We start from the raw sequence: 15786 nt of genomic DNA, 5'->3' as shown, positions 1-15786 counted from the left end.
GCAGATACTACGGGACAGTAAGAAGATTGTTAAACGCCTTGAAAGCGAAGGGTTTGAATTAATATCGGTGAAAGGTTCTCACCACAAATTCAGAAAAGGGGAGATTACCATCATAGTGCCCCACCCTAAGAAAGACCTTCCGATTGGAACGGCAAAGGCGATAGCGAAACAAGCGGGTTGGGAATAACCAGCCCCCTTAACTGTACAAGCAAAAGCCCCATACAAAGGAAAAACGAAATGAAACACTATTTCGCATTAGTGCATAAAGATGCTGATAGCGCTTATGGTATTCAGTTTCCTGATCTGCCAGGTGTCTTTTCTGCGTCCGACGAAGCAGAGGATATCGTAAAGAACGCAATTGAAGCCATTCAGCTTTACGCTGAAGATGAAACCTTACCTGACGCTTCCAGTCATGCAGATATTCTGGCACGTGATGATGTGCGTTCCGCATTGAATGACGGTGCATATCTCATCTCTGTGCCATATATTGAAGACGACAGCGCTGTTGTCCGCGTGAATGTCACTTTTGAACGTGGCGTTCTCAAAGCGATCGATGATGTAGCCAAAGGCAGAGGCTTAACCCGTTCGTCATTTTTAGCACAGGCAGCTCGGCATGAAATTGAGGTAGGCGTTTAATCGCCTGCCTTAAACATTTTCCATCCGCAATATCAATCCCCTCTCTTGAGGAGATAGTAATGAGCACCTTTCCGAGCCGTGAGGAACGGTGGGGTGAAACCGGAAAATATAAAGCTAAACACTTCTGACCACGTGCGAGCAATTAAAAAGCCGCCCCGAAAGGCGGCAAATAATAAATTCCATGTTGGTAAAATTAGAACTTATAGTTCAGACCAACCCGCACGGTGTGGAAGTTGACCTTAGTTTCTGCGGAATATTTGGTATAACCACGCTGAGCATTCAACGTATCGATCTTACCGAGATCAGTATACAAATACTCTGTCTTCAATGACCAGTTGTTATCAAACGCGTATTCTGCGCCACCACCGACAGTGTAGCCTGTCTTGGTTTTAGAAACGGTTGATTCATAGCCAGCATAGTTCATGTATGATTTTACATGACCATATGCCAAACCACCCGTCGCATAAACCATCAAGCGTTCTACAGGTGTATATCCAAGACGAACGCGCGCCGTACCAAACCAATCCACTTTAGTTTCAGCGTTGAATGTGTAAGGAGCGACACCGCCCGAGACACTTCCCTTCAGGCTGCCACCCTGAAAATCAGTCTCAACACCAACTACAAATCGGTCAAACTGCCAATTATAACCAAGCTGAACTCCGCCAATAAAGCCACTTGGAGATGAGCGATATGTAGCTTCATCCAAGATTTCATAGTCGATTTCAGATTCTGGTGTACCGGGAAGAGGTGATTTACCTTCTGGTCGTTTTGTCTGAACGTTATGCTTAAACTTGCCCCATGCATAACCTGCGTTTACACCGACATAACCACCAGTCCAAGAAAATGTGTCGGCAACTACAGGTACAGGCTCTGGAACATACGTTGCAATCGCGTCAGCTGCATAAGCTGATGACGACGCCAAAACTACACTCGCAGCTAAAGCTATTCTTTTCATGTAAAACTCCCCCAATATATTAGTATGGAGAAATTTCTACACCTAAATATATCAGGCATATATGATATTGTTGCAACAGTATAGATTTTTAATATATTAGATAAACATAAAATATACAAAAAGACAGCAACCTGCTAGCTATTACCAAGCATTGAAACCCAATGCGCTCAAGGTGTGCTGCCCTACAATTAGGCGAAGGTGAGAAACAATAAGGCAGCCATTTAGCTGCCTCTCTCATTTCCGATTGATTACATCGTCTTGCTCCGTAACTCATCCAGAGCACTACTGTAGTACCCTCTCATATGGGAACAATTTTCGTCTTGCTTTTTTTAGAAGAGTCACAACGTTTGGTTTGTATTAGACAACCATTTATTACCGAGGTGAGTTATGACAACATCCGGCTCAAGCAAAGTTATTGATATAGCTGAACGTTTCAAAGGTGCCGCACTGATATTGATTGGCGGCGTATTGCTGTTCTTTGCAATTGATAACTACATCAAAGTGACAAATGCCGTCATTGGCACGAACATACGCATACCTCGCGTATTAGAATGGAGCTATGACAATCTCGGTCTTGTTCCGTCTGTCATACTTCATGCCATTATTGCTGCAATCATTATCCTCTTTGGATTGCGAATGCTTATAAAAGGCAAAAAGTTAGCATCATAATTTTGTATTTTTATAAGGGGTCCCAATTGCCCAAACTCTCATTTACTTTAGCTATACTGCTATCCTTTTTCTCATCTCCTGCGCTCACGGCAGAACTGAGTATCAATCAGCGTGTTACAGCGGAGCAAATGAGAGAAACAGTTCTCATAAAAGCAATAACCCAGCGTATCGTTGAATTGTGTGCAGACTTTAAAGCAGATGATACGAAATTAAATTCCCGCAGAGATTTGATAACGGCTACTGCAAAAAGCCAATTCGCCTCAGGCCAGGAATTTCTGGATGCGGCTGGTATCAATGAGAAAGCAAAAACAAGCGAAGATCTACGCCGCTTCTTTCTCGATCGTGGTGTAGCATGGGATTCCTCATCAAAGGAATACTGCACATTAGGTACTGCATTGAAGGCAATTCAGGCACCTGCGAGCGAATATTTACTAAAGCGCAAGTGAACTAGGTTCAGGCGCCTGCACATAGTGCGAACCACCATTCCGCTTCTATTTACAATCAATAAAAAAACCCCGACAGGGGGTAATTGTCGGGGTTCTCTTAATGCTGCCATCGCTCAAGCTTCATGAAGAACAAATTATCATAGGTTGCAATTATGCCAACGCGGCAACTTATGGATGTATTTTCCTAATTTATTATAAAAGTACTGAACGCATATTGAATTTAAAACCCTACCATAACTGACAGATTTGAACTGGCTCCGTTTCATTGTATCGAACCATAACCGGCGTCTGCATTGGAACATTACTAGTATCACCACGTTTCCCTCTTCGTGATAATAGATGAATGAGGGATATGATGGAATCTTTTCAAGCTGCAATTTCATCTACTTTTAGCGCAGATAACTTCAATATTTGGCCGCATGTTATAGCCTTGGCTGCGGCCTATATTTTGGCTCTTCCAATCGGCTGGCATAGAGAAAGAGAAGAACGAAGCGCTGGACTACGAACCTTTCCTTTAGTGGCGGTAGCAAGCTGTGGTTTCGTTCAGGCAACCGAGGGCATTGCAAATGGTAATCCTGAAGCCCAAGCAAGGATTATTGAAGGTGTCATTACAGGCATGGGCTTTATCGGCGGCGGGGCAATTTTACGCCTAAGTACATCCGTAAAAGGGACTGCAACTGCTGCAAGTCTTTGGGCAACCGGAGCAGTTGGCATAGCATGCGCTATGGGCACGTTTGATGTCGCGATAATAATTGTGATTTTCGCTCTACTAACTTTGTGGATGTTCTCTATCGGAAAATCCAAAATTGATGACCCCAAAGCCTCAACAATAGAAGAGCCATAAATCAAAAAGGCAGCATTAAGCTACCCTTCAAATCAACAGCCATATATTGGGTATACCATCGCGTTCACTCTCCCCATTAGTGAACAATAAAAAACCCCGGCAGAGGGGTAACTGCCGGGGTTCGCTCATTAATGCCATCACTCAATTTTCGTGAATAACACCCAATCAACAGAAATTGCGCCCAGTGAAAAAGCCCGCTTGATCAGGGTCCCAGTTTTTAAAATTAGACTTTGTTGATTGATGTAATTGCTAAATTTGTAAGCTTGTTATTTGTCGCTTTTTCTTGATCAAGAATTTCACTTAGCAGCGTATGCGCTTCATCATGACCAAGTTGCTTTGCCCACTCACGCAATGAACCATAACGAGCAATTTCGTAATGCTCCACTGCTTGGCATGCCGCCAACAAACCCGCATCCAACGCAGTTCCGTTAGCTTCTTTTATCAGCCCGTCGGTTTCTTTTATGAGCCCTTCAATAGCGTGGCATTTTTCTCCTTCGGCTTTTACACCGATTGATTTGAAGACTTTTTTAAGTGTTTCGATCTGACCTTTGGTCTCCGCGAGATGATCTTCAGCGGCACTTTTCAATTTCGCATCTTTCGCAGCTTTTGCTACGTTTGGCAGAGCCTTAGATATCGCGGTTTCTGCGTAATAAATATCCTGAAGCGTATGTACAAAAATGTCTGCTAAAGTTTTCATAACAGTTCCTCCTTCAATAGAAGAGAAACGGCAATGCCACCTTATTGTTCCGAACACAAATTGTGTACTGGTGGCTCCATATATCATTATTAAAATTTGTTGCCGGACTGCCCGACAATAAAAAAGGCCGGGGCAAAACTGCACCGACCTTCCTACTCATTATTATCACTAGTGCCAGTACATCCGTGGTCAAAAGCTTTGAATAATGAAGACATTTGCGAGCGACAGCGGGTTGTCAGCGCTCTTTAGCAATGCCTATGACCAATATATAGGTGACCATTACGGCCATAACAAGACATTGATCAAATTAAAAAAGACAGCAGTTAAACTGCCTTTCAAATCGGATTACCCCGATGTTATAAACGATGACACCAATTTATGTTCTCGTCAAGTTCATGAATGAATCACTTTATGTTCATGAGCATATTTTATAATGTTCAACCAAAGCGAGCAGACCGCGCTTAAGATAACCTATCATATGAGGCATCTGCATTCCCTCCCCCCCGTCCAGTACACAGACCTTTTTAGTAATGGATGTCACCGGTTTACCTGCGAGATCCACCAGACCTAACACTGTCTCAATCTTCATAACGCGATTTGTTGCAATTCGTGCGGCATCAGGCCTGTCTGCATTGCCCAATCCGCGTACACGGGCGATATCCATTGCTTTGACACTCGGGAAAGCCCCTCGCCTGATCAGCAAAGCACAAGCCGCTAACTATTGCGGCGTAAGCCCGTCGGCCTTTGCTCACTGGGTTAAACAAGGGACACTCCCTAAGCCAGTACCAGGCACAAACCGATGGGATATTAAGGCAATCGATTATCGTCTGGATAAGCTTGCCGGCATTCCACTCACCACCAACACACCCGAACTAGAATTTGATGAAATGGAGGCCAAAATTGACGCGCGTATTGCTCAAAGGCGTTCACAAGGTAAAAAAGCGTCTCGCTGACGGATCCGTGCGCGTTTATTTCTATGCTTGGCGTGGTGGTCCATTATTGAAAGATATCGAAGGGCGACCACTTCAACCGCACGAACCAGAGTTTCATGCGGCCTATGCTGAGGCCTGTAAAGCACTAGCCAAGGCACCGACCGGCACACTCTCCTATCTTATCAAGGAATATTCACGCTCGTCGGATTTCACAGCGAAATCAGAAAAAACCAAACGTGCCTATATCCGTTTTCTTACTGAGATTGAGGACATATTCGGAGATCTGTCGCTGGAATATATCCAGTCACCACGAGCGCGCGGCAAATTTAAGCAGTGGCGTGATACTATGTCCGACCGACCACGCACGGCGGACTATGCCTGGACAACACTTGCCCGGATCTTATCATTCTCAAAAGATCGCGGAATGATTGGTGTAAACGTCTGTGAGCGCGGTGGTCGGCTATACAAAGCAGATCGCTCCGAAAGCATCTGGACGCCCGACGATATTGCGCGGTTCATGGCTGTAGCCTCTACCCCACTTCAAATAGCACTCATGATGGCCTTGTGGACTGGTCAGCGACAGGGCGATCTGCTCGCACTCAAATGGTCAGCTTATGATGGCAAAACCTTCCGCATCAAACAGAGCAAAACCGGCGCACGCGTGAGCATACCAGTCGGTCAGCCGTTACAAGAATGGCTCAAGCATCCACAAAAGCATGACGAAACAATACTAGTAAATAGCCGCGGCAACGCTTGGACAGAGGATGGCTTCCGTACATCATGGGGTAAAGCATGCGAAAAGGCCGGCATAGCCGACCTTACATTTCATGACATTCGTGGTACGGCCGTAACCCGCCTTGCTTTGGCTGGCTGCAACACCAGCCAGATAGGTGCCATCACTGGTCATAGTCTCAGAGATGTGCAGAATATCTTGGATACTCACTATCTCGGGGGGCAGCAGGAGTTAGCGGAAGAGGCAATGAGGAAGTTAGAAAAAAAGCAACAACTTTAATCAAACCATACTGAGTTTGTTAATATATCTTTACAAGCCAACTTAGTATCACCGGCATAAAACATCCCTGCCTACTCGCTTTATAATTTTTAACAATACAAATATTAAAAATCATCAAAAAATCTAAATTTATTACCGAAATCATTAATAATGACACAGATGTTATCAAAAAACATATAAACAATACTGAAAATAAAATGCTGGAAATAATAATTTTTAACTTTATGTATTAAATAAATTAAGAATCAGCAGATTGAGCCGATGATATGTCAAACTTAAAATATAATTTAGATACTTTACAGAACAAAGCTAGAGAACGAACAGTACGTACCCAGAATGTTGAGTACGACCTTGAGAGCATTGTAAAGCGCATAAAAAACAAACAAATCAAGCTTGATCCTGAGTATCAGCGTCGTCATAGATGGGATAATGATACAGCATCTAGATTAATAGAGAGCATCCTGCTCAACATCCCTATACCGGTAATATTTATATCACAAGATATTGATGCCGATACAGAGTCGGATGATGACGCCGCTCGGTTTACAATTATTGATGGCCAACAAAGACTAACCGCTATATTTGACTTCATGAACAACAACTTAAAAATGTCCGGACTGAATATTATGTCGGAGTTAAATGGTTGCTCTTTGTCTGATCTACCGCCATTCCTTTCAAGGCGACTTGATGAACGTACAATAAAGTGCCTAAGAATAGATTCAACACTAGATCCAGACGTTAAATATGACATATTTGAACGCCTAAATACTGGATCCATTAAACTTGAACCGCAAGAGTTAAGAAACGCCATAGCGCGTTGTTCATTTAATGATATGTTAAAAATTTCATCACAACTTCCAGAGTTCCGAGAAATGTTAAGGATTATAGGAACAGAAGATGAAATACATCGCAATGCAAAAGTCATGAAGATGGAAGACGTTGAGCTTACATTACGATTTTTTGCATTGAAGGACAGTGGCTACACTTCCCTTAAAAAGGGTTTTAAAGATTTTCTCACAGAGCAGTTAGTCAAACTCAATGCGCTCCCTGTTGAAGAGATACAAAAAAAATCACAAGAATTTTCCGTATACATGAAATTTATACATAACAACATTGGCACGATGCCATTTGCAAAGCTTCGAATGAAGGACGGCAAGGTAATACGTACTATGTCAACATTTAACGCTGCTGTATTTGATGCGGTGGCGGTCGGCATTGCAGATACATTCACAGCGGATGAGATCCTGGGAAATCCCGATACGGCAGCTTCACGTATTAGTGGCTATCAGAAGTTATTTGAGGATCCGCAATTCTTCGAAGACGTATCGGGTAGCGTAAATGATCAAAGTAAAGTGATAAGTCGAATAACTAAAATGATGGATTTTATCAAAAAATGACTACTGCATTGTTTGAAGTAAGTTCGCACATATCAACTCGAATTACTGAACTGAATGTAATATTAAATGCCGCAAAAGAGCTTGACGAAACGAATCCATTGCATAAAGCACTATGCAGATCGGCGACCATACTATTATCTTCACATCTTGAAGGATTCCTTAAGGATGTGTCAAAATCTGCATTACTAGATCTACAATACAATATCAGACATTACAAAGATATGCCCAAAAATATCAGAGAGACGTTTTGTCGAAAAATTGTATATTATGAGAAAATTGAAGAAAAAGATATTAGAGGTCGAATGACGCAACTTGATGCATTCTTCATGAGTAATAGTGTAAAGATAGAACTTAGTGCTTTTAATTACAATGAAAATCCAAATAAAAATCCATCACCAAAAAACATAGATCGTCCACTAAAGATATTCGGCCTTGAAGACATTTTACAAAGAATATCGACTGAAAGAATACTAAATATTTTTGAGGGCTCAGCTTCCAGCGAGTATATGACACTTAGACAAATGAGTAAATTCAGATCAACCCTTTATCGATTTCCATACAAAGCTTTACCTAGTAATTATCAATTTCTTAAGCCCAAGAAGGCCAGTAAAAAACAAATTTCACCATCGATATGGGAAACATTCCTTGATGAGGTACTAGAGAGACGGCATGCAGTTGCCCATGGTGACACTATGGAGAATATTGGGCACATCAATGTATTGAGAGAAAATGTAAAAAAACTTGAAGTTTTAATGTACGCAATACTTTATTGCGTTTCAAATAGCTTAATAGAGCCAAAATCAAACAATTTATTAGAACTTGAAATACAGATATAATTATTGCCTTTACAAAGAGTCTTATTGCACCCCTTCTTGAGGGTGCATAAGCCCACAAGCACCACTTTAAGGCATTCCTATATTTTACTAAAAATTGATCGAGTAAAACACTGCATTTTTTAAATACAGTTTAATTCACAATCATGAGTGTTGTATCTATTGCCACTGTAATTTCAACAGTTTTACTACCTCTAAAAAACCAATGATAAACGCTACTAACTCCGTTAGTATTGACTCGAATCCAATCTCCACAACAAATTGACTTCATTGATTTTTTCGACTTTTATCCTAACTCAAAGGTTGTTGTAGCTTGTAAACTATGCAAACTACAATTTCCTGAGAACGTATAACTCACTGTTTTTTTTGTGATCGTTGAATTTCAAAACAGACGTACATTTTCCAATTCTGTTGGCATCAACTGCCTGACACGATATTTTTATGGGCATTGTTAGATTGGCCTGCTCATGACAAAAACGGACGAAAGCCCCCCCCCCCCCTAGATTTTGGACATAAACTGGTGAAAGTAGCCATTCAGAAAACCTCCCATTCTAGGCAGTATTGGGCGCACCAGCAGATCCTTCAATTAGAATTTTCTCCATACAAAATCGGGTATCATAATGGGCTTTCGTGGGCAATGTAGCCGTTCTTCGCAGACCGCGACTCTACTGAAGTAGCCTCGTAAGTTGCGCTGGACGAGGTATAGCGTGCTCTGATTTAATGTCGTCATGAAAGATGTTCTCAGAATCACCAAACTAACATTCAAGGCAGGCTCCGCGCCCGGTCAACCTCCTCTATCGATCGATTGTCCGAACGTCACAGTACTTGTAGGCCCCAATAATGCCGGCAAGAGTCGCACGTTGCGAGAGATACATACGAAGTGCACGAACAAGGAAATTGATAGGTACCTATTGCTAGAAAGCATTGATCTCTCCCTACCGGATCGGAAGGGAATCGCCGCGATGATGAAGATGTTTGAGATCGCTACACCGCCAGGAAATACGACGGTCCCTGATCATACCTACTTCAAGAAACCAAGTGTAAAAATGAATGAGCAACAGCTGTTTATTCACGCCCATACGCCCAATTGGTTCGAGGATGTGGATGATGGTGGCTTTCACGCATCTGTCAAAAATAATTTTGTCCAATTTTTCACCATTCTACTGGATGGTCGCACACGGTTTGATCTTACAGACCCGAAACCCACGGGTTCACTTGAAGAGAAGCCACAAAATCATCTCTGGGCGCTTTTCCTTAATAAAGACGCCCGAGAGAAAATCAGAAAATTTACTCAGGATGCGTTCGCGAAGTTCTTCGTCATTGACCCTACAGGTATGACGCAATTTCGTATCCGCTTCAGCAAACGTGCACCTGAGACGGAAGCCGAGGAACAAGCGCTGGATACCGCAGCGCGCGCATTTCATGCAAATGCCGATCTGCTCGGTGATCTTGGAGACGGCGTTAAAACATCCGTTGGTTTAGTGTCTGCGGTGATGAGTTTACCTGATCGCATTCTGCTCATTGATGAACCTGAGGCATTCTTACATCCTACCCTTTCACGTCGCGTCGGCAGCGTCCTAGCACAAACGGCACGTGATAGAGACGCGACTTTAGTGGTCGCAACCCATAGCTCTGATTTCCTTCTAGGATGTATGCAGACGGCTCCGGAACTAAGGATCGTGCGGTTAACCCATGACCTTGAGAATGCGACAAGCCGATCTATCGAGCCTGCGCACGTTCGCACGCTAATGAACGACCCGCTTTTGAGATCAGCGCATGCGATGCGGGGATTGTTTCACCGGGGGGTAATTGTCTGTGAAGCAGACGCGGATCGAGCTTTCTATGATGAGATTAATGCTCGTTTGGTAACGGTGCATCGCGGAATTGAAGATGCATTGTTTTTAAATGCACAAAACTGGCAAACCATTCCACGTATCGCCTTGCCTTTAAGGAGTTTGGGTGTACCAGCGGCGAGCATTATGGATTTCGATGTTCTGATGGACAAAGATTTTGCGCACGTCTGGCCGTTAGTCAGCTCAGAGACTAACGTACTACAGCCTCTGCAGGTTCGTCGAGATACCTTAGCAAAGAATATGTCCAATGCAGGCAGAAAGAACTGCAAAAAACATGGGATTGAAGCCCTGCCTGTCGATGAACGCACTCAAGCAAAAGCTCTCATCGAAGAGTTTGGACGCTATGGCGTGTTTTTCGTGGCTTGTGGTGAGTTGGAAAGTTGGCTTAATGGAGTAAAAGGGATCATAAAGGTCACTAATAAAACGCAATGGTTGCTCAATACGTTCACTGCAATGGGGGCTGATCCAAGTAACGACAATTATCTGACCCCGGCCAATGACGATGTATGGAGCTTCATTGAAACGATCAAACGGTGGATCGATGATCCACTGCGGCTAGGCATTCCAAACTGAGGAATCTTAATCATCCCAGGCGCGTTATAGTGCATGCACCACGGGCAGATCATTGCACTCGTTGTGAAGCTCGGTGATTTGCACTTGAACCTCGTTGACCAAATGATCGCGCCAATTCGCGAGGTACAACTAAACTGGAACAGGGCAGCAGGTTTCCAACAGGTCTGCACACGGAAAAACAATCGCAATGAGGCAGAAATTTCACGTTTAGTCACCGCTTATGCACAAACAAATCTATAAAGACTTGTCGTGCGAAATAACCGTAAATTAGTTTGCATTATACAGATAACCTGTTGATTTACATTGAGGATTATTATGATGTTTTTGATAAATAATTATTATTTATCAATACCTTGATAAAGACTCTTAATCAGCGGGTCACAGGTTCGATCCCTGTCGCACCCACCAAGCTTTTCAATAGCTTAGTGATTTCCCCAAAAAGCAAGATAGAACAGCTCATATCTGTTTAATGTATTTGCGTTTTATTCTTACACAAAACAATTTTTCACACCTTCAAAAATCCCCCTCGATTTTACACACGCATTGGCGCAACCGCTTTGCGGCCGTGCAAAAATCAAAAGTCATTATGTAGAAGTTTTAGGCAAGCTGCCGCTTTCAGGTTGGTGTCAGCAAAGCCATTCACTTGTTTGGTCCTGAAGAGTTACCATTCAAGGACTACAAGTCATGGCATTGAATATCCCGGCAGATTTACGCCGCCCTCATATTGAGAGTGTCGCTTTAAGCATCATTGTTGCCGGCTATCTTACCGCTGTAAACAACGCAACTTTCTGGCACCGCTCGCAGGAGCTGCTGCCGACCGGTGCACTTCTGGCGCTCGTGGCTGGAATTTTCTGCTTATTAACAGCGCTCTGTATCAGCATTTCAGTAAAATATGCTACCAAACCACTGTTTATCTTTCTCATTATGGTTTCGGCCACGGCATCTTGGTTTATTGATGAATTCGGCACCATTATTGATGTGGAAATGCTGCAAAGCGCACTGGACACGACCAATGCCGAAGCCGGGCATCTCATCAGTTTTGGTTTTATACGCCATGTTGCGCTTTACGGTATTCTGCCCTCATTGCTCATTATATGGGTGAAAATCGAGCACCGTTCGCTCTGGAGCAAAGTGAAACATAACTCTGTTTTTATCTTTCCTGCTCTGATTGCTGCTGTAACGCTCTTCATGTTGAATGCCAGCACCTTCACTTCACTGGGCCGTGAACATCGGGAATGGATTGCAACACTCAATCCGGTCATGCCAATCGGCAATGCAGTCAAACTGGGTATTCGCTCCAGCAAAAATCAGAACATTATTGTTCAGCCCCTCGGAACCGATGCGAAAATCGCAAACAATACCTCAGGCACCAGAAAACCAAGACTAACCATTGTTGTTGCAGGTGAAACAGCCCGTGCAGAAAGCTTTTCACTCGGTAGTTATAAAAAGAACACCAATCCTGAACTCGCTGGTCAGGACATCACCTATTTTTCCGATACCAGCAGTTGTGGCACCATAACCGCCGTATCGCTGCCTTGTATGTTTTCCGTTTATCCGCGCAGTGACTATAGCCATGAAAAAGGACTGGCGACTGAAAATCTGCTCGATGTGCTCAAACATGCCAGTGTGCGCGTGGAATGGTGGGATAATAATACAGGACACAAAGGCATCGCCGATCGTGTGACCAACACCGCACTCTCGACATCCGACAATTCGAAATATTGCAAAAATGGTGAATGTCTGGATGGGATATTTCTGGATAAGCTCGACACGTGGCTACCTGACGTGAAACAAGACACGGTCTTGGTTCTGCATCAGCTTGGCAGCCACGGACCGGCCTATTATCTGCGATATCCTGAAGAGTATCGTCGTTTTACGCCGGATTGCCAAAGCGCGGAATTTTCAAAATGCAGTCGCGAAGAAATTCTCAATGCCTATGATAATACAATCGCCTATACGGATCATATTATTTCATCAGTCATCAACAAGCTGAAGGACAAACAGGATGTGCTCGACACATCCCTGATTTACATGTCAGATCACGGTGAGTCCGTTGGAGAGTTTGGTCTCTATCTTCATGGCGCGCCCTACTTTGTTGCACCATCACAGCAAACACAGGTGCCTTACGTGCTATGGCTCGGAAAAGATGCCAAAACCACAATCAATCCAGATTGTCTTGCCAAAGAAGCAGTTGAGCCCCAATCTCACGACAAGCTGTTCCATACAGTTCTTGGTTTGATGGAAGTAAAAACTCAAGTTTACTCACCGGCACTGGATACGCTCTCTTCATGCCGGATCAAGATGACAGATCCTATGCTTGTTCAAACATATGAACCACAGGCCACTAAATAAAACTTGAAACCTGAAATGAGGTGATGGATTGTCCGGTGATAATTCATCACAAGGCCATCTGCCGGAGCATATTGTTTGAGAGTTCTTCTTGTCGAAGACGACGACACACTTGGCCAAGCCGTTCGCGACCATGTTCTGGCCAACGGGCATGCCGTTGACTGGATGCAGACAGCCGAAGATGCGGCACTTGCAGCAACAACGGTCGGCTATGGCCTGATCCTGCTTGACCTTCGCCTTCCCGATGGCAGTGGTATCGACATTCTGAAGAACTTGCGGACCGCCAATAATCCCGTTCCTGTCATCATATTAACTGCGCATGATCAGATATCAGATCGCATTCAAGGCTTAAATGCGGGAGCGGATGATTATCTGGTCAAGCCGTTCAATCTGGACGAGCTGACAGCACGCATGCTGGCTGTATCCCGCCGCTATGGTGGAAACAGTGCATCAATTTTATCTGTTGGCGATCTGGAAATCAAAATCGCAGATCATAGCATCCTGTCGCCTGCGGGAGAGATTATATTGTCCGGCCGTGAATGGGCGGTATTGGAATGCCTGCTGCATCGCTCCGGCGCCATTGTTTCCAAAGCGCAGATTGAAGAAGCCCTCTATGCCTTTGGCTCGGAAATAGAAAGCAACACTGTCGAAGTCTATGTCAGCCGCCTGCGCAAAAAACTCGGGCATAACCGAATAAGCACTGTCCGTGGTGTCGGCTATAAAATCGAGGACAGAACATGAAATCTCCCAGTCTGATCGGACGTCTCATGTTTTCTGTGACCACTGCTGTGGTGACATTCTGGATCGTTGCCGCTGTCGGCGGCATATTGGTGATGCGTGACGAATTTGCAGAGATTTTTGACAGCGCCCTTCAGGAGACAACAGAGCGGCTGGCACCGCTGATCGTTGATGATATTGCGCTTCGCAATCACTCCGATGCAGCTTTATCGCTGGAAAACAGCTCTCAAACATCATCCTCACAATATCTGACATATCAGGCCAGAGATGCTTCCGGCAAAATCCTCGTTCACTCTTCAGACGTTATCAAAGGTCCCTTCCCAGCCCCCTTGAAGGAAGGTTTCTGGGAGGACGATACGGCGCGATATTATACTGTGGCCACAGCAGATAATACGATCTTTGTGCAGGTCGCAGACCAGATGGAAAACAGACGGGAAGCGATCAACGAAGGTGCCCTTGCTCTGTTATTGCCGATATTGGTGCTGGTGCCGCTCAGCCTCTATATTATCCGGCTGGTAGCGCGGCGCTCGGTCACCCCCATCAATGATCTGCGGCAGGCAATTTCTGAAAAAGACAGCGGAGATCTGCATCCGTTAAAAGCCGAGGGTCTGGCTGTTGAACTCCAGCCGATCGTCCATTCGGTCAATATTCTCATGGGGCGCGTGCAATCTGCTCTTGAAGCAGAACGGGCATTTACTGCGAACAGCGCTCATGAATTACGCACCCCGATTGCCGGTGCGCTGGCACATACACAATTGTTGATGACAGAAGTGCATAGTCCCTCGGGGCAAGCAAGGGTGAAACAGGTAGAAGCATCCCTGCAAAAGCTGAAAAGACTGGTCGAGAAGCTGATGCAACTGGCGCGCGCCGAAGCCAATATTGCGCATTCAGATAAACCAACAGATCTCCTGAGGGTACTCGACCTTCTGGTTGAAGAGTTTCAGCGTGGAATGCAGCAAAACAACCGGATCATTTATGAACGCAACCCTGAAGCTCGATTGTTGAAACCGGTTAATGAAGACGCCTTTGCGATTGTCATTCGCAACCTGATTGAAAATGCGTTGCTTCATGGTCGACAGAACGAAGCTGTGCTCGTCCGCGTTGAAAAAGATGGTACGATTCATATTATAAACGGCGGCAAGAGCTTATCTACTGAAGAACTCTCAATCATTCAAAAGCGATTTGGAAGAGGAACAACCACAGCACCGGGTTCCGGACTGGGGATACCTATTGCCGTAGAGATAGCAGCTCAGATGCATGCGCAATTACATTTCACATCACCGGCAACAGGGCGAGCAGACGGATTTGAGGCTACGCTCAACTTCTGAATAAAGGTAACGCTGCTTTTCTTCAGCTGCATCCGAAAACTATCTGAAGACAGACAGAGCTGCACATGGTCGCTGCTCTATGAGGCGAGCTGAGTTCAGTTGCTCGCACCTATCATTCGAAAGCAATGCATCATTTCTTTTCCTGCTCCAAGGCAACATGCCCCATCTGAACACCACTTCGTGATGACCGCAGCTCTGGCTTTTTAATCCCATGCATGATTGAGGTATCATAGGGGTTGGCCTTTGGGCTTGAGGAGTTGGTGCTGACGGATACACGCCCCCCAGCCAGTAACTGATATGCACCGTTTCAACATCATCAACGCGCTTTTGCCAACCCCGCCCAAAAGCCGGCAATGTCTTGAGTGTCTTCATAAAGCGCAGACATTCCGCGGCAGAAGCTGCGATGAGATCGCCTTTGTAAGCCTTCACAGGAGTGTCCGTCTGGCCGCAACAATGCCGTATGAGTGGTGCCTTATTGTGTGGCATCATATAAATCGGAGGCTTATTCACATAACCATAAACAT

The 15786-nt window shown here is 44.6% G+C and carries 15 protein-coding genes and 1 pseudogene; 12 read left to right on the top strand and 4 right to left on the bottom strand.

Annotated elements, in window-relative coordinates; translation table 11 throughout:
* The first annotated feature begins 4 nt into the window (after window positions 1–4).
* The gene (locus tag P8H26_RS00080) at window positions 5–187 is read left to right on the top strand and encodes a type II toxin-antitoxin system HicA family toxin (RefSeq protein ID WP_289631207.1); all 183 of its coding nucleotides are present in this window, start codon (window positions 5–7) and stop codon (window positions 185–187) included.
* Window positions 188–237: 50 nt separating this feature from the next.
* A complete protein-coding gene (locus P8H26_RS00075; protein WP_289630840.1) occupies window positions 238–636 on the top strand; it encodes a type II toxin-antitoxin system HicB family antitoxin in 399 nt (132 codons plus the stop codon).
* Window positions 637–829: 193 nt separating this feature from the next.
* Here the strand turns inward: P8H26_RS00075 and P8H26_RS00070 are convergent, their stop codons facing one another.
* A complete protein-coding gene (locus P8H26_RS00070) occupies window positions 830–1591 on the bottom strand; it encodes an outer membrane protein (RefSeq protein WP_289630839.1) in 762 nt (253 codons plus the stop codon).
* Window positions 1592–1978: 387 nt separating this feature from the next.
* On the opposite strand from P8H26_RS00070, the gene P8H26_RS00065 reads away from it, so the two are divergent.
* The 3 genes from P8H26_RS00065 (at window position 1979) to P8H26_RS00055 (ending at window position 3550) form a co-directional block, all read left to right on the top strand.
* Window positions 1979–2260, top strand: coding sequence for a hypothetical protein (locus P8H26_RS00065; protein WP_289630838.1), 282 nt, complete (start codon window positions 1979–1981; stop codon window positions 2258–2260).
* Window positions 2261–2286: 26 nt separating this feature from the next.
* Window positions 2287–2706, top strand: a complete 420-nt coding sequence (locus P8H26_RS00060) for a hypothetical protein (RefSeq protein WP_289630837.1) — start codon at window positions 2287–2289, stop codon at window positions 2704–2706.
* A 355-nt stretch (window positions 2707–3061) separates the two neighbouring features.
* On the top strand, window positions 3062–3550 hold the full coding sequence (locus P8H26_RS00055) for an MgtC/SapB family protein (RefSeq protein WP_289631206.1): 489 nt from the start codon (window positions 3062–3064) through the stop codon (window positions 3548–3550).
* A gap of 223 nt (window positions 3551–3773) precedes the next feature.
* Here P8H26_RS00055 and P8H26_RS00050 read toward each other — a convergent pair whose 3' ends face one another.
* Window positions 3774–4247 carry a ferritin-like domain-containing protein gene (locus P8H26_RS00050; protein WP_289630836.1) on the bottom strand — a complete coding sequence of 158 codons (474 nt, stop codon included), beginning with the start codon at window positions 4245–4247 and terminating at the stop codon, window positions 3774–3776.
* 415 nt (window positions 4248–4662) lie between these two features.
* On the bottom strand, window positions 4663–4911 hold the full coding sequence (locus tag P8H26_RS00045) for a hypothetical protein (RefSeq protein WP_289630835.1): 249 nt from the start codon (window positions 4909–4911) through the stop codon (window positions 4663–4665).
* A 236-nt stretch (window positions 4912–5147) separates the two neighbouring features.
* Here P8H26_RS00045 and P8H26_RS00040 point away from each other — a divergent pair, with 236 nt between their 5' ends.
* From P8H26_RS00040 to P8H26_RS00010, 7 genes are all read left to right on the top strand, one after another.
* Complete coding sequence (locus P8H26_RS00040) at window positions 5148–6191, top strand: site-specific integrase (protein ID WP_289630834.1); 1044 nt, start codon at window positions 5148–5150, stop codon at window positions 6189–6191.
* A 266-nt stretch (window positions 6192–6457) separates the two neighbouring features.
* Entirely contained in the window at window positions 6458–7588 is a 1131-nt protein-coding gene (locus P8H26_RS00035; RefSeq protein WP_289630833.1) for a DUF262 domain-containing protein, read from the top strand.
* A complete protein-coding gene (locus tag P8H26_RS00030) occupies window positions 7585–8424 on the top strand; it encodes an MAE_28990/MAE_18760 family HEPN-like nuclease (RefSeq protein ID WP_289630832.1) in 840 nt (279 codons plus the stop codon). The genes P8H26_RS00035 and P8H26_RS00030 overlap by 4 nt, the downstream gene beginning before the upstream one ends.
* Before the next feature lie 959 nt (window positions 8425–9383).
* Window positions 9384–10847 carry an AAA family ATPase gene (locus P8H26_RS00025; protein ID WP_289630831.1) on the top strand — a complete coding sequence of 488 codons (1464 nt, stop codon included), beginning with the start codon at window positions 9384–9386 and terminating at the stop codon, window positions 10845–10847.
* Between the two features lie 684 nt (window positions 10848–11531).
* Window positions 11532–13199 carry a phosphoethanolamine transferase gene (locus tag P8H26_RS00020; RefSeq protein ID WP_289630830.1) on the top strand — a complete coding sequence of 556 codons (1668 nt, stop codon included), beginning with the start codon at window positions 11532–11534 and terminating at the stop codon, window positions 13197–13199.
* A 75-nt stretch (window positions 13200–13274) separates the two neighbouring features.
* Window positions 13275–13937: a response regulator transcription factor gene (locus tag P8H26_RS00015; RefSeq protein ID WP_289630829.1), complete on the top strand. Its 663-nt coding sequence runs from the start codon at window positions 13275–13277 to the stop codon at window positions 13935–13937.
* The gene (locus tag P8H26_RS00010) at window positions 13934–15262 is read left to right on the top strand and encodes a histidine kinase dimerization/phospho-acceptor domain-containing protein (RefSeq protein ID WP_289630828.1); all 1329 of its coding nucleotides are present in this window, start codon (window positions 13934–13936) and stop codon (window positions 15260–15262) included. The genes P8H26_RS00015 and P8H26_RS00010 overlap by 4 nt, the downstream gene beginning before the upstream one ends.
* 39 nt (window positions 15263–15301) lie before the next feature.
* Here P8H26_RS00010 and P8H26_RS00005 read toward each other — a convergent pair.
* Window positions 15302–15786, bottom strand: a pseudogene (locus tag P8H26_RS00005) (hypothetical protein); the annotation flags it as partial.

It is taken from the genome of Pseudochrobactrum sp. sp1633, assembly GCF_030376605.1.
In the GTDB taxonomy this organism is placed as follows: domain Bacteria; phylum Pseudomonadota; class Alphaproteobacteria; order Rhizobiales; family Rhizobiaceae; genus Pseudochrobactrum.
Note: the sequence above shows the minus strand (reverse complement) of the source record. Positions and strands in the feature narration are given on the sequence as shown.